Origin of the sequence: Anianabacter salinae (assembly GCF_019061145.1) — a bacterium.
GTDB classification, from domain to species: Bacteria; Pseudomonadota; Alphaproteobacteria; order Rhodobacterales; family Rhodobacteraceae; genus Anianibacter; species Anianibacter salinarum.
The window spans coordinates 320,880-332,986 of sequence record NZ_JAHQZS010000005.1 but is presented as its reverse complement, the minus strand read 5'-3'; the positions used below and the strand labels follow the sequence as shown (position 1 = coordinate 332,986).

The window sequence follows — 12,107 nt, the reverse complement described above, 5'->3', positions numbered from 1 at the left end:
CCAAAGATGTCTGCCGCGTTCCTTTCAGAGGAAGCGGTGCATGACAAGAGCATCCACCTCGCCGCTGCCCGGGTGGTCGAAGGCGCGGGGGAGGCGTCCGACGGTGTCGAAGCCATGTTTTTCCCACAGCCGGATCGCGCCGGTGTTGGTGGAGACGACGAAGTTGAACTGCATCGCCCGGAAGCCCGCGGCGCGTGCGGCGTCCAGCGAATGGGCGCACATGGCAGAGGCGATGCCGCGCCCGCGTGCTGCGGGAAGCGTGGCGTAGCCGCAGTTGGCGACATGGGCGCCGCCGCCCTGCTGGTTGGGTTTCAGATAGTATGTGCCCAGCACATCGCCCGCATCCTCGGCCACGTAGCAGCGGTGCGCCGTCCAGTAGGCCAGCGCGTCCGCGCGCGGAATGGCGGGGTCGATGGTGTAGGTGTCCCCGGCACGGAACACCGGCTTCAGGATCGCCCAGATGGCATCATGGTCCGCCCCGGTGGCGGGACGGACCGCAAGCATCAGTAGACGACGACCGAGCGGATCGACTTGCCCGCGTGCATCAGATCGAACCCTTCGTTGATGTCGTTCAGCGCCAGCGTGTGCGTGATCATCGGGTCGATCTCGATCTTGCCGTCCATGTACCAGTCGACGATCTTCGGCACGTCGGTGCGGCCGCGCGCGCCGCCAAAGGCCGTGCCTTTCCAGACCCGGCCGGTGACCAGCTGGAAGGGCCGTGTCGCGATCTCGGCACCGGCGGGTGCGACGCCGATGACGATCGACTCGCCCCAGCCTCGGTGTGCGCATTCCAGCGCCTGCCGCATCACGGTGACGTTGCCGGTGCAGTCGAAGGTATAGTCCGCCCCGCCGATCATGTCGCCGCGCCGTTTGGTCAGGTTGACGATGTAGGGAACGATGTCGCCGTCGATCTCCTTTGGGTTGACGAAATGAGTCATCCCGAAACGCTCGGCCATCTCTTTCTTGCCGGGGTTGAGGTCGACGCCGATGATCATGTCGGCACCCGCGAGCCGCAGTCCCTGGATCACGTTGAGACCGATGCCGCCGAGGCCGAACACTACGGCGGTTGATCCGATCTCGACCTTGGCGGTGTTGATGACCGCGCCGATGCCGGTCGTGACGCCGCAGCCGATGTAGCAGATCTTGTCGAAGGGGGCGTCTTCACGAACCTTCGCCAGCGCGATCTCGGGCAGGACGGTGTGGTTCGAAAACGTCGAGCAGCCCATGTAGTGCAGGATCGGGTCGCCATCGAGCGTGGTGAAGCGCGACGTGCCGTCGGGCATCACGCCCTGTCCCTGGGTCGCGCGGATCGAGGTGCACAGGTTGGTCTTCTGGCTTTGGCAGGAATAGCACTCGCGGCATTCCGGCGTGTAAAGCGGGATCACGTGGTCGCCCGGTTTCAGGCTGGTGACGCCCTCGCCGACCTCCATCACCACGCCCGCGCCTTCATGGCCGAGGATCGCGGGGAACTGGCCTTCGGGGTCGGCACCCGACAGGGTGAATTCGTCGGTGTGGCAGATGCCGGTGGCCTTGATCTCGACCAGCACCTCGCCCGCCTTCGGGCCGTCGAGGTTCACATCCATGATTTCAAGCGGCTTGCCCGCCTGTGTGGCGACGGCGGCACGGGTTCTCATGCGGGGCTCCTCCCTTGGGGCTTGGTCCGGATTTGGCCGCAGGTTAAGCGGAGCCTGCGCGAAGGCACAACCGCTAACCTGCGTAACAATCGGCAAAAAGGGGGCGCCGAAAGGGAGGGAGACCGTTATTCGCGGAAGGTCTCGTGGCAGGCGCCGCAGGTCCGGCCGATGCCGCCAAGGCCGCTGCGCAACGTGTCGGGCGAGGTGATCGAGGACGCAGCGCCCGTGGCGGCGACGCGCAGGGCCTCTGACCTTGCGGTGAAGCCTGCGAAATCGGTCCAGATGACCGGCAGCGCCTCGGATTCGGGATCGGTTTCCTGCGCCTCGAAAGCGGCGGGGATGCGGGCCGCGTGGGCGGCGATGGCGGCGGCGGCGGCCTGCGCCGCGGCGGCATCGAAGGGGCGTTCGGCCTTGGCCATGTCGCCGAGCACCTTGGTGTTGGAGGCGATCTGGCCCATCAGGTCCATCCGCGCCTTCACGGCGGGGTTCTGGACAGCGGTCTGGGCGGTGGTCTGGACGGCGACAGTGACGGCGCAAATCGTAAAGACGGCGGCAAAGGTGCGGATCATCGGGGGCTGGTCTCCTGTGTTGGGGCAATGAGTTCGGCAGGGGCAGGCTACAGCGCAAAGGGCACCGGTAAACGACGCTGACGGCTCGACTCGATCACAAACGCGCGCTAATTGAGAACATATCAAGAACATTGAAGCCGACTCGCCCGATGCCGATCCGCCGCGTCCTTTCGCTCTGGTTTCCCCGCATGGCCGCCGAGCGCCAGCTTCGCGGCTTTCGCGGGCTGCTGGACGCGCCTTTTGCCGTCGTGGGGGATCGCGGCGGGATGCAGGTGCTGGCCTCTCTTACCCGCGCGGCCGAGGCCGAGGGGCTGCGCACCGGCCAGCCCTTGCGCGATGCGCAGGCGATGTGCCCCGCGCTGATGACCCGAAGCGAAAGCCCGCATATCGATGCCGCCTTCCTGACCGCGCTGCGCCGCTGGGCGGGCAAGTTCAGCCCCTGGGTCGCCGAGGAACCGCCCGCCAGCCTTGTGATCGACCTGACCGGGTGCGCGCATCTGTTCGGCGGCGAGGCGGCGTTGATCGACCATGTGGCGCTGGACTGCGCCGACCTGGGGCTGTCGGTGCAGGCAGGGGTGGCCGACACGCTGGGCGCGGCCTGGGCACTGGCGCGCTATGCGGGGCAACCGGGCACGGCGCTGCGGTCGGGCGATGCCATCGACCAGGAAGCCTATGCCACACGCTCACGCGCGGCAAAACGGCGCAACTGGGAACGCGGCGGCGCGGCGCCGTCTGCGGGCGCGCCAAAAGCCCATGTCACCCGGATCGCGCAGCCCGGCCAGACCCGGCAGGCGATCGGCCCGCTGCCCGTCGCCGCCCTGCGGATCGAGGATGAGGCGGCGGCGGCCCTGGCGCGGCTGGGGCTGCGGCGGATCGAGGATCTGTGGGGGATGCCTCGCGCAGCACTGGCGCGGCGTGTCGGGCAAGGCGTGGTCAAGCGGCTGGACCAGGCGCTGGGGCTCGACCCAGAGCCGGTGTCGCCCGCCCGCCCCGAGATGAGCCTTGCGGTGCGGCTGACCCTGCCCGAACCCATCGGGCTGGAGCAGGACATCCTTGCCGGCATCGACCGGCTGCTGCCGGAACTGGAGAAACGGCTGGTTGCCAAGGGGCACGGCGCGCGGCGGGTGCGGATGCAGTGCTTTCGCGCCGATCAGGGCGTCGAGGCGGTCGAGATCGGGCTGGCCCGCCCCTCGGCCCGGCCCGACCGCATCCGCCCCCTTCTGGCGATGAAGGTCGGTGGCATCGACGCAGGGTTCGGCATCGACGCGATCCGCATCGAGGCGGTGGCGACGGAACCCGTCCATGACCGCCAGCACCGGGGCCATCTGGACGCCGCCCGCGATGTGGCCGAACGGCTGGAAGCGAACACCGGGCTGGACGATCTGATCGGGCGCGTGGGCGCACGCATCGGGATGGAGGCGATCACCCGGCTGCACCCCGCCGACAGCCATATTCCCGAGAAGACTCAGAAGGTGCTGGCCGCCGCGTGGTCGGACCCCGCGACCGACTGGGCCCCGCCGCCCACACCGCGCCCGCTCTTGATGTGGCGGCCCGAGCCGGTGACGGCCGAGGATCGCCCGGCCATGCCCGCCGCCTTTCGCTGGCGCAGGCGCATGTTCGAGACGGCACAGGCGCGCGGCCCCGAGCGCATCGCGCCCGAATGGTGGCTGGACGAGCCGGAATGGCGGTCGGGCGTGCGGGATTACTGGGATGTGGTGACGACGGACGGTCAGCGCCTGTGGCTCTACTATGCCCATGGCGGCACGATGTCGTCGGGGTGGTTCTGTCAGGGGCGTTTCGCCTGATCCGGAGAGGGTAGCCCCGGCGCCGCGCCGGGTGGGGGCAATGTTTGGCGCGGCACCGGGTATAGCACTCTCTCGCTATGACCCTTGTATGATGCCTGACTGCGGCCGAAGAAGGTTGCCGCCAAGGAAAGCGCGCGATGATTTTGCGACATTCGCAAGGCAGAGGGTGGCCAGCGGGGCAACAGCGCTGGGCCTGAAACGAGTGATCTGCGGAAATGCTTGATTTCGGGATCGCGGCGGCACACGTTGGAGGGAATGAACGTGCAGAACCCAACGCCCTTTCCCGGTCCGTCCAGCCCGCCCGAACAGGTGGCGTTCGACCGCTCGGAACTTGGCCTGATCCTTGCGGTCTATGGCCGGATGGTCGCTGCGGGCGAATGGCGCGACTACGGCATGTCCTTTCTACGTGAAGTGGCAGTATTCGCGATCTTCCGCCGCACCGCCGAACACCCGCTCTACCGGATCGAAAAGCGCCCGCGCCTGCGCAACAAGCAGGGCATGTACGCGGTGATCGGCATGGACGGCCAGATCCTGAAACGCGGGCATGACCTGAAATCCGTGCTGCGCGTGCTGGAACGCAAGCTGATCCGAGCGGTCGATTAAAGCCGCCGGATCGACGTCACCGGCCCGTCGCCCTGCGCGATGATCCGGTCCACCGCCGCATCGAAATCCTCATACGCGACGGCCATGTCATGGGCATTGGCGTGGATCAGCCGGTCGGGAGACGCCAGCCAAGCGACATGGCCCTTCCAGAACACCAGATCGCCGCGCTGACGCGGGGCACCGTCCGGCAAGGGCTGGCCCAGCTCGGCCTCCTGCATGTCACCGTCGCCGGGGCAGGCGATGCCGCAGGCATGACAGGCGATCTGCACCAAGCCCGAACAGTCGATCCCGAACGCCGAATTCCCACCCCAGAGGTACGGGGTGCCCAGTAGCAACTCCGCCACCTCGACCGGGTCGTCGCCCGACACGTCCGCAGGGTTCAGATGCGCCTTGGGCATGTAGCGCGGGCGGTCTTCGCCCGGCAGATGGATCGCCACCCAGCGCCCGTGATCGCCCGTGACATGCACCAGCGATCCACCCGAAATGGCGAACCCGTCCTCTGATGTCTTCAGCTCAGGCGCAAGGATCGCGTAGCTGCGCGCCACCTTGACGACATGGGTCGGCGCGGCACGGGCGGGCTGCAATTCGACCGCGCGTACCCAGCCCGCATAGCCGCACGCCTCGGCGAAGCCGAAGACATGGTCGCCCTCGCGGTCCAGAACGATGAACCGCCGCCCCAGAAGCAGCTGACGGTCGCGCTTGCCCCCCGGCGTGGTCCAGATCGTCGCGACAGTGGTCACCACCTCGTACGGCGTGCCTTCAATGAAGCGGTCGGCCTGAACCCGCCCCTTTAGCGATACATGGGCGACGCGGCCCGAGGACCAGTGGCGGCGATGGTCCATCAGTACCCCAACACCTCGGGCAACGCCGCGAGGATGGCGCGGGCGCCCTGCCCGACGCCGCCCTTTGGCCGGGCGGGCGCGGACGACGGTTGCCAGCCGTAGATGTCGAAATGGATATACGTGCCGCTGGTGAAGCGCCGCAGGAACAGCGCCGCCGTTATCGCCCCGCCAAACCCGCCTTTGGGCGCGTTGTCGAGATCGGCGATGCCGGGGTCCAGCATCGTCTCGTAGGGCTCGTGGAACGGCAGCCGCCAGACCGGGTCGCGCACCGTGTCGCCCGCCACCGACAGCGCCGCCGCCATGTGATCAGAGGTGGAAAAGAACGGCGCGATGTCAGGGCCGACAGCGACCCGCGCGGCCCCCGTCAGCGTCGCCATTGACAGGATCAGGTCGGGCTTGTCCTCGGACGCCAGCGCCAGCGCATCGGCCAGCACCAGCCGCCCCTCGGCGTCGGTGTTGTTGATCTCGACCGTCAGGCCGTTGCGCGCGGTCAGGATGTCGCCGGGGCGAAAGGCCGAGCCGTCGATAGCGTTCTCGACCGCCGGGATCAGCACCCGCAACTGCACCGGCAGCCCCAGCGCCATGATCGTCTGCGCCAGGCCGAGCACGGTCGCCGCCCCGCCCATGTCCTTCTTCATCAGGCCCATCGACGCGGCAGGCTTGATGTCGAGCCCGCCGGTATCGAAACACACGCCCTTGCCCACCAGCGTCAGTGTCGGTCCCGTGTCGCCCCAGCGCATGTCGATCAGGCGCGGCGCCTTGTCCGACGCGCGGCCGACGGCGTGGATCATCGCGAAATTGGCGGCGAGCAGCGCGTCGCCTTCGATCACCTCGACCGATGCGCCGTGCGCCTGTGCCACATCCCGCGCCGCCGCTTCCAGCGCGTCGGGGCCCATGTCAGAGGCGGGCGTGTTGATCAGATCGCGCGTCAGGCACTCGCCCTGCGCGATGGCCTGCAGTCGAACGGCATCGACGCCGCCGGGCGCGGTGATGCGCACGTGCCGGTCGCCCATGTCGCGGTAGCGGTCGAACCGGTAGTCGGCCAGCAGCCAGCCCAGCGCCGCCTCGTCCAGATCATCCCCTTTCAGGTCGGTCACAAGGCGATACGTGCCGCCCGGCAAAAGCGCCGCCGCCCGTGCCGCGACGAAACGGTCGCGCAGGCGGTCCTGCGGGCTGCCGATGCCCGCGACGAAACCCGGGGCCGCACCGCCATTGCCGGGCAGCGGATGCAGCGCGCCCGCAGCGGCACGAAACCCCAGGCTGTCCAGCCAGGCACGATCGGATGCGCTGCGACTGTCCAGCCAGTCCTCCAGCGCCTCAGCGCGAACAAGGTGCAGCGGGATGGCTTCGGCATCGGCGGCGAAGGCGGGGGTCATGGGCTCTCCTGTGTCGGACGCCGCCAGCCTAGCGGCGTGCCATGCGGCTGCAAGGGGATCAGATCGACAGATCCTCGATGTCCCATGCGACAAGGATCGACACTTCGCCAAGGCGCATCACCCGCGCAAGCACGGCAGCCCGCGCGCGCGGGCAACAGGACGGCGGCAACGACGCCAGCGCACCAGCAGCCGTGCACAGGCTGTGCAGGCCAAGCTGCCCCGCCAGATCGCGCACCTGTTCTGCCGCAGCGGCATCCGCGCCCGCGTGATACAGCCGCAAGGCCAGCGTTTCGAGGGCCGCCGCGCGCCCCGCAGCGCCGCCGCAGTCAAGACAGATATCCACCCGCTCGCGCGGGCGAAGCCGGATCACGTTCGTCATCTTCACCCCTTGCCCCGACCGCGATACTTGCCGAAGCCGACCAACAACAGGTTGACAACTCACCGCGAAATGCCTCGCAATTCCGGAAAATCCGGCCTATCTCGACGCAACGCTCGAACCACAAGGAGAGATCAGCATGGTGCCCGCACGTCCGCTTCCAAGCTATCTTTTGCAGCGGTATCATGGCTGGAAAGCGACGACCTACGCCGAGAACAAAAGCTGGTATCGCCGTCTGGCAGATGAAGGCCAGCGCCCCCGCGCGATGGTGATTTCCTGCTGCGACAGCCGCGTTCACGTCACCTCGATCTTCGGCGCGGACACCGGCGAGTTCTTCATTCACCGCAACATCGCAAACCTCGTGCCGACCTACGAGCCCGACGGCAACCAGCATGGCACCTCGGCGGCCGTGGAATTTGCCGTGACGTCCCTCAAGGTCGCGCACCTGATCGTTCTGGGCCATTCCAGCTGCGGCGGCGTGGCGGGGTGCCACGCCATGTGCTCTGGCGCGGCGCCGGAGCTGGAAGAGAAGTCCAGTTTCGTCGGCCGCTGGATGGACATCTTGCGCCCCGGATACGAGCGCGTGAAGGACCTGCCGGACGAGGATGCCCAGCGCGCCCAGCTTGAGAAAGAGGCGGTCATCGTCTCGCTCGAAAACCTGATGACCTTCCCCTTCGTCGCCAAGGCCGTCGAGGAGGAAGAGTTGTCGCTGCACGGGCTCTGGACCGACATAGGCGGAGGCGGGCTGGAACAGTTCAACCCCGCCCAAAAGGCGTTCGAGCCGCTCTAGGCAAGCGGCAGGTTCAGGGGAAACGACCGGATGGAGATGATCTTCGGGCTGGCGGCGCAAAACCTTGTCTCGCCCATTATCCTGTCCTTCGCGCTGGGGCTGTTCGCGGCGCTCGCACGGTCCGACCTGAGCGTGCCCGAAGCCGCTGCGAAGGCGCTTTCGCTCTATCTTCTGTTCGCAATCGGCTTCAAGGGCGGCGTCAGCATCGCCGAGAACGGGATCGACGCGACGCTCGCCCTGTCGATCCTGGCAGGCGTGATCCTGTCCTTCCTGCTGCCGTTCATCGCCTTCGCCCTGCTCCGGGGCATGACGCGGATGAGCGCGCTCGATGCGGCCGCCGTGGCCGGGCACTACGGCTCGATCTCGATCGTCACCTTCGTCGCCGCGACCTCGGTGCTTGAAAGCCAGGGCATCGCGTCCGAGGGGTATCTTGTCGCCGTCGCCGCCGCGATGGAGGCGCCTGCGATCCTGTCGGCCTTGTGGCTGGCGATGCGCGGCAGCCGCGGCGCGGCGCAAGTCGACGGGACACTCTGGCGCGAGATCCTGCTGAACGGGTCCATCGTCCTGCTGCTGGGCGCCTTTGCCATCGGCTGGATCACCGGCCCGGCGGGACTGGCCGAGATCGACAGCTTCATCGTCGCGCCCTTCAAGGGCGTGCTGTGCCTGTTCCTTCTGGACATGGGCCTTGTTGCGGGCCGGGGCCTGCGGCAGACGCGCGGCGCACTGGGCGCGGGGGCGGTCGCCTTCGGCCTCGTCATGCCGCCCATCGGCGCGGCGTTCGGGCTGGCGGCAGCGCTGCTTCTGGGCCTCAGCACAGGCGGAACGGTGCTGTTGATGACGCTGTCCGCCTCCGCCTCGTACATCGCGGTTCCGGCGGCGATGCGCGTGGCGCTGCCCCAGGCGAACCCGTCGATCTATCTCACCCTGTCGCTGGGCGTGACCTTCCCGTTCAACCTGACCGTGGGCATTCCCGTCTATCTCGCGGTTGCCACGCTTCTGACCGGAGGCTGACCGATGCAGACCCACATGGCCAAGCGCGTCGAGATCATCATCGAGGCCCCGATGGAGGGCCGCCTGCGCAGCGCGCTCGCCGGTGCCGACATCTCGGGGTACACGGTGCTGCCGGTCCTTGGCGGATCGGGACGGTCGGGAGAGTGGAGCCGCGAAGGCCAGGTCGGACGCGCAGGCGGCATGATCGCGGTGATCTGCATCGTGCACCCGGACCGCGTCGACGGGCTGCTTTCGGCCGCGTTCGCGGTGCTGGAAAGCCACATCGGCGTGGTTTCCGTGACCGATTGCGAAGTGCTGCGGGCCGAGCGGTTCTAGGCTTATTGCTCTTGCATCGCCCGCCGCTTTCAGGCAAAGCCCCGCGCACGGTCGGAGCGTAGCTCAGCCTGGTAGAGCACTGTCTTCGGGAGGCAGGGGCCGGAGGTTCGAATCCTCTCGCTCCGACCAGTTTACCAGATATCATCAAGTCGCGGACGGCGCGTCGGGCTTTGCCTCGGGTGTCATCCTGCCCCGCTCGTCCCGATATCGGCGGCTGCGACGGACACTGTCTTGACCACGGCGTGCACGTCCATGCCCGCCCGCAATCCCAGCGCCTCGGCAGAGCGCCGCGTGATGCGGGCCAGCACCCGGCCAGCAGCGGTATCCAGCGCCACGATGGCGCCAGGGCCGTCGCCGGGCCGCACGTCCTGCACCCTGCCGGGCAGGATATTGAGCGCCGACAGCCCCTCGGGCCGCTCGCGCGACAGGATCACGTCATGCGCGGCGATCCGCACCCGCAGCAGGCTGCCGGGGGCAAGGGCGACGCGCGGCAGGAACAGCGGGATGCCGCCCGCATCCAGCTCGGTCAGGCCGTCATCGTGATGTGCGGCGACGCGCGCCGTCAGGACCGCACCCGCCTCGCGTGCGCCAGCGGGCAGGATCGCGGGATCGCCCAGCACCTCGGCGGCGGGGCCTTGCGCGATGACACGCCCGCCCTCAATCGCGACAACGGTGGTGGCAAGGCGCGCGACCTCGGATGCGGAGTGGCTGACATAGAGGATCGGTACCGACACCTCGTCGCGCAACCGCTCGAAATAGGGCAGGATCTCGGCCTTGCGGGCCTCATCCAGCGCCGCGAGCGGCTCGTCGGCCAGGATCAGGCGCGGCGCGGACAGCAGGGCGCGGCCAATGGCGACGCGCTGCTTCTCGCCGCCGGACAGGGCAGCGGGCCGCCGGTGCAACAGTGGGCCGATCCCCAACATCTCGACCACGCGGCCCATGTCTTCGCGCGGGGCACCTTTCGGGGCGAACCACGTGCCGTAGGCAAGGTTCTGGCGCACGGTGAGGTGCGGGAACAGGCGACCTTCCTGAAAGATGTAGCCCAGGCGGCGGCGATGGGGCCGCAGCCGAACGCCGCGATCCGTGTCGAGCAGAACCCAATCCCCCGAGGCGATGCGCCCCTCGTCCGGCGACAGAAGCCCCGCTACCGCGTTCACGATGGTCGTCTTGCCCGAGCCGGATCGCCCGAACAGCACCGTGACCCCCGGCGGCGCCCGGAACTGCGCGTCCAGCGTGAAACCGGCAAAGGCATGGCGCAGCGACACCTCCAGCATCACCGCCCCCCCACGCGCGCAGCGACGCGCCGCGACACCCATTCCGACAGGACCAGTGCCAGCGCCGCCAGCAGGATCGACAGCCCCGCCAGCCGGGCCGCCGCGCGCTCTCCGCCCGGCGTCTCCAGCAGCAGGTCGATGGCCAGCGGGATCGTCCGGGTCTCGCCGGGGATGTTGGACACGAAGGTGATCGTCGCGCCGAACTCGCCCATCCCCTTGGCAAAGGCCAGCACGGTTCCGGCAATGATCCCCGGCAGGATCAGGGGCAGCGTGACCGTCAGGAACACCCAAGGGCGCGAGGCGCCCAGCGTGGCGGCGGCCTGTTCAAGCCTTGGGTCCACCGCCTCGATCGACAGGCGCACCGCGCGCACCATGAAGGGAAAGGCCATGACACCCGAGGCAAGCGCGGCGCCGGTCCAGCGGAAGGCAAAGGTGAAACCGAAGGCGCTGTCGAGAAATCCGCCTATCGGCCCGCGTGCACCGAACGCCAGAAGCAGCAGATACCCCGTGACCACCGGCGGCATGATCAGCGGCAGGTGCACGAGGATGTTGAGCGCCTCGCGCCCCGGGAACCGCCAGCGGGCAAGCGCGAAGGCCACGAACACCCCCAGCGGCAAGGTGAACAGCGTTGCCCAGAACGCGACGCGCAGGGACAGGCGCACGGCCTCCCATTCAGCGGGGCTGAGCCAGTCCGCCATCCCGCGCTATTCGCCGACCATCACGAAACCCTCGGCTTCGAAGGCGTCGCGCGCGGTCTCGCCGCGCAGGTAATCCAGAAAGGCCAGCGCAGCCTCTCCGGTGCGGCCGTTGATGCCTGCCACCGGGTAGACGATGGGCGGGTGGCTGCCCGCCGGAAAGGTGCCGATCACGGTCACATCGTCCTCGGCCACCGCATCGGTCGCGTAGACGATGCCGTAGGGCGCGGCGCCGGTCGCCACGAAGGCCAGCGCCGCGCGCACGTTGTCGGCCTGCGCCACCTGCGGCTCGACCGCGTTCCACACCCCGAGGCTTTGCAGCGCAGCCTTGCCGTAGATGCCCGCGGGCACGGCATCGACCAGCGCCATGGCGAGACGACCCTGGCCAAGAAGGTCCGCAAGGTCGAAGCCCGGCCCGATCACGACCGGATCTGCGGCGCCGTAGGCAATCAGGACGATGCTGTTGCCCAGCAGATCGACCCGCGTGCCGTCCTCGATAAGCCCGGCGTCCTCGACCCTGTCCATCCAGTCAGGGCTGGCCGAGATGAAGATATCCGCGGGCGCACCTTGTTCGATCTGCCGCGCAAGCGCCGAAGACCCGGCGAACGCGATGGCGACATCATGGCCCGTATCCGCCTCGAACGCGGCTTCGATTTCAGTCAGCGCATTCGACAGGCTGGCGGCGGCGAAGACGGTGATCCGCTCCGCAGCGGCGGACGTCGCGAGGGTGAGGGCGAGGGCGAAACCGGCCAGCACGGCACTGGCGCAGGAACGGAACATCGACGACAACGGGCGGCCTCCCTGCCTGATATGTCCT

At 68.4% G+C, this 12,107-nt stretch carries 14 protein-coding genes and 1 tRNA gene; 6 read left to right on the top strand and 9 right to left on the bottom strand.

Annotated features, from left to right (window positions below; all coding sequences use genetic code 11):
- Window positions 1-24: 24 nt before the first annotated feature.
- The 3 genes from KTJ87_RS15115 to KTJ87_RS15105 all read right to left on the bottom strand — a co-directional run bounded on the left by KTJ87_RS15115 (window position 25) and on the right by KTJ87_RS15105 (window position 2,203).
- On the bottom strand, window positions 25-504 hold the full coding sequence (locus KTJ87_RS15115; protein WP_267139971.1) for a GNAT family N-acetyltransferase: 480 nt from the start codon (window positions 502-504) through the stop codon (window positions 25-27).
- Window positions 504-1,634: an S-(hydroxymethyl)glutathione dehydrogenase/class III alcohol dehydrogenase gene (locus KTJ87_RS15110; protein ID WP_267139970.1), complete on the bottom strand. Its 1,131-nt coding sequence runs from the start codon at window positions 1,632-1,634 to the stop codon at window positions 504-506. Before KTJ87_RS15110 ends, KTJ87_RS15115 begins: the two co-directional genes overlap by 1 nt.
- 125 nt (window positions 1,635-1,759) lie before the next feature.
- Entirely contained in the window at window positions 1,760-2,203 is a 444-nt protein-coding gene (locus tag KTJ87_RS15105; protein WP_267139969.1) for a c-type cytochrome, read from the bottom strand.
- A gap of 149 nt (window positions 2,204-2,352) precedes the next feature.
- Here KTJ87_RS15105 and KTJ87_RS15100 point away from each other — a divergent pair, with 149 nt between their 5' ends.
- The gene (locus KTJ87_RS15100; RefSeq protein ID WP_267139968.1) at window positions 2,353-4,008 is read left to right on the top strand and encodes a Y-family DNA polymerase; all 1,656 of its coding nucleotides are present in this window, start codon (window positions 2,353-2,355) and stop codon (window positions 4,006-4,008) included.
- A gap of 255 nt (window positions 4,009-4,263) precedes the next feature.
- Window positions 4,264-4,611: a DUF2794 domain-containing protein gene (locus KTJ87_RS15095; RefSeq protein WP_267139967.1), complete on the top strand. Its 348-nt coding sequence runs from the start codon at window positions 4,264-4,266 to the stop codon at window positions 4,609-4,611.
- Here KTJ87_RS15095 and KTJ87_RS15090 read toward each other — a convergent pair.
- The 3 genes from KTJ87_RS15090 to KTJ87_RS15080 are packed head-to-tail and all read right to left on the bottom strand — an operon-like array spanning window position 4,608 to window position 7,208.
- A complete protein-coding gene (locus tag KTJ87_RS15090; RefSeq protein ID WP_267139966.1) occupies window positions 4,608-5,453 on the bottom strand; it encodes a C40 family peptidase in 846 nt (281 codons plus the stop codon). The two genes, KTJ87_RS15095 and KTJ87_RS15090, sit on opposite strands and share 4 nt — an antisense overlap.
- Window positions 5,453-6,829 (bottom strand): leucyl aminopeptidase family protein, encoded by a 1,377-nt coding sequence (locus KTJ87_RS15085; protein ID WP_267139965.1) that lies wholly within the window; start codon window positions 6,827-6,829, stop codon window positions 5,453-5,455. The genes KTJ87_RS15090 and KTJ87_RS15085 overlap by 1 nt, the downstream gene beginning before the upstream one ends.
- Window positions 6,830-6,887: 58 nt before the next feature.
- A complete protein-coding gene (locus tag KTJ87_RS15080; protein ID WP_267139964.1) occupies window positions 6,888-7,208 on the bottom strand; it encodes a hypothetical protein in 321 nt (106 codons plus the stop codon).
- Window positions 7,209-7,344: 136 nt separating this feature from the next.
- On the opposite strand from KTJ87_RS15080, the gene KTJ87_RS15075 reads away from it, so the two are divergent.
- The 4 genes from KTJ87_RS15075 (at window position 7,345) to KTJ87_RS15060 (ending at window position 9,450) form a co-directional block, all read left to right on the top strand.
- Window positions 7,345-7,995 (top strand): carbonic anhydrase, encoded by a 651-nt coding sequence (locus KTJ87_RS15075; protein ID WP_267139963.1) that lies wholly within the window; start codon window positions 7,345-7,347, stop codon window positions 7,993-7,995.
- 30 nt (window positions 7,996-8,025) lie between these two features.
- The gene (locus KTJ87_RS15070; protein WP_267139962.1) at window positions 8,026-9,006 is read left to right on the top strand and encodes a sodium-dependent bicarbonate transport family permease; all 981 of its coding nucleotides are present in this window, start codon (window positions 8,026-8,028) and stop codon (window positions 9,004-9,006) included.
- A gap of 3 nt (window positions 9,007-9,009) precedes the next feature.
- Window positions 9,010-9,321, top strand: a complete 312-nt coding sequence (locus KTJ87_RS15065) for a P-II family nitrogen regulator (protein WP_267139961.1) — start codon at window positions 9,010-9,012, stop codon at window positions 9,319-9,321.
- A gap of 52 nt (window positions 9,322-9,373) precedes the next feature.
- Window positions 9,374-9,450 (top strand) — tRNA-Pro (locus tag KTJ87_RS15060).
- Between the two features lie 53 nt (window positions 9,451-9,503).
- Here the strand turns inward: KTJ87_RS15060 and modC are convergent.
- The 3 genes from modC to modA are packed head-to-tail and all read right to left on the bottom strand — an operon-like array spanning window position 9,504 to window position 12,070.
- Entirely contained in the window at window positions 9,504-10,595 is a 1,092-nt protein-coding gene (modC, locus tag KTJ87_RS15055) for a molybdenum ABC transporter ATP-binding protein (RefSeq protein WP_267139960.1), read from the bottom strand.
- Window positions 10,595-11,293, bottom strand: coding sequence for a molybdate ABC transporter permease subunit (gene modB / locus KTJ87_RS15050; RefSeq protein WP_267139959.1), 699 nt, complete (start codon window positions 11,291-11,293; stop codon window positions 10,595-10,597). The genes modC and modB overlap by 1 nt, the downstream gene beginning before the upstream one ends.
- A gap of 6 nt (window positions 11,294-11,299) precedes the next feature.
- Window positions 11,300-12,070, bottom strand: a complete 771-nt coding sequence (modA, locus tag KTJ87_RS15045) for a molybdate ABC transporter substrate-binding protein (protein ID WP_267140030.1) — start codon at window positions 12,068-12,070, stop codon at window positions 11,300-11,302.
- Window positions 12,071-12,107 lie beyond the last annotated feature (37 nt).

Excerpts from the sequence above, each read along its gene's own strand:
- KTJ87_RS15090 (WP_267139966.1), bottom strand. The coding sequence starts at position 5,453 with ATGGACCATCGCCGCCACTGGTCCTCGGGCCGCGTCGCCCATGTATCG.
- KTJ87_RS15095 (WP_267139967.1), top strand. The coding sequence starts at position 4,264 with ATGAACGTGCAGAACCCAACGCCCTTTCCCGGTCCGTCCAGCCCGCCC.
- KTJ87_RS15110 (WP_267139970.1), bottom strand. The coding sequence starts at position 1,634 with ATGAGAACCCGTGCCGCCGTCGCCACACAGGCGGGCAAGCCGCTTGAA.
- KTJ87_RS15065 (WP_267139961.1), top strand. The coding sequence starts at position 9,010 with ATGCAGACCCACATGGCCAAGCGCGTCGAGATCATCATCGAGGCCCCG.
- KTJ87_RS15100 (WP_267139968.1), top strand. The coding sequence starts at position 2,353 with ATGCCGATCCGCCGCGTCCTTTCGCTCTGGTTTCCCCGCATGGCCGCC.
- KTJ87_RS15075 (WP_267139963.1), top strand. The coding sequence starts at position 7,345 with ATGGTGCCCGCACGTCCGCTTCCAAGCTATCTTTTGCAGCGGTATCAT.
- KTJ87_RS15080 (WP_267139964.1), bottom strand. The coding sequence starts at position 7,208 with ATGACGAACGTGATCCGGCTTCGCCCGCGCGAGCGGGTGGATATCTGT.
- modC (WP_267139960.1), bottom strand. The coding sequence starts at position 10,595 with ATGCTGGAGGTGTCGCTGCGCCATGCCTTTGCCGGTTTCACGCTGGAC.
- modA (WP_267140030.1), bottom strand. The coding sequence starts at position 12,070 with ATGTTCCGTTCCTGCGCCAGTGCCGTGCTGGCCGGTTTCGCCCTCGCC.
- KTJ87_RS15115 (WP_267139971.1), bottom strand. The coding sequence starts at position 504 with ATGCTTGCGGTCCGTCCCGCCACCGGGGCGGACCATGATGCCATCTGG.
- KTJ87_RS15105 (WP_267139969.1), bottom strand. The coding sequence starts at position 2,203 with ATGATCCGCACCTTTGCCGCCGTCTTTACGATTTGCGCCGTCACTGTC.
- KTJ87_RS15070 (WP_267139962.1), top strand. The coding sequence starts at position 8,026 with ATGGAGATGATCTTCGGGCTGGCGGCGCAAAACCTTGTCTCGCCCATT.
- modB (WP_267139959.1), bottom strand. The coding sequence starts at position 11,293 with ATGGCGGACTGGCTCAGCCCCGCTGAATGGGAGGCCGTGCGCCTGTCC.
- KTJ87_RS15085 (WP_267139965.1), bottom strand. The coding sequence starts at position 6,829 with ATGACCCCCGCCTTCGCCGCCGATGCCGAAGCCATCCCGCTGCACCTT.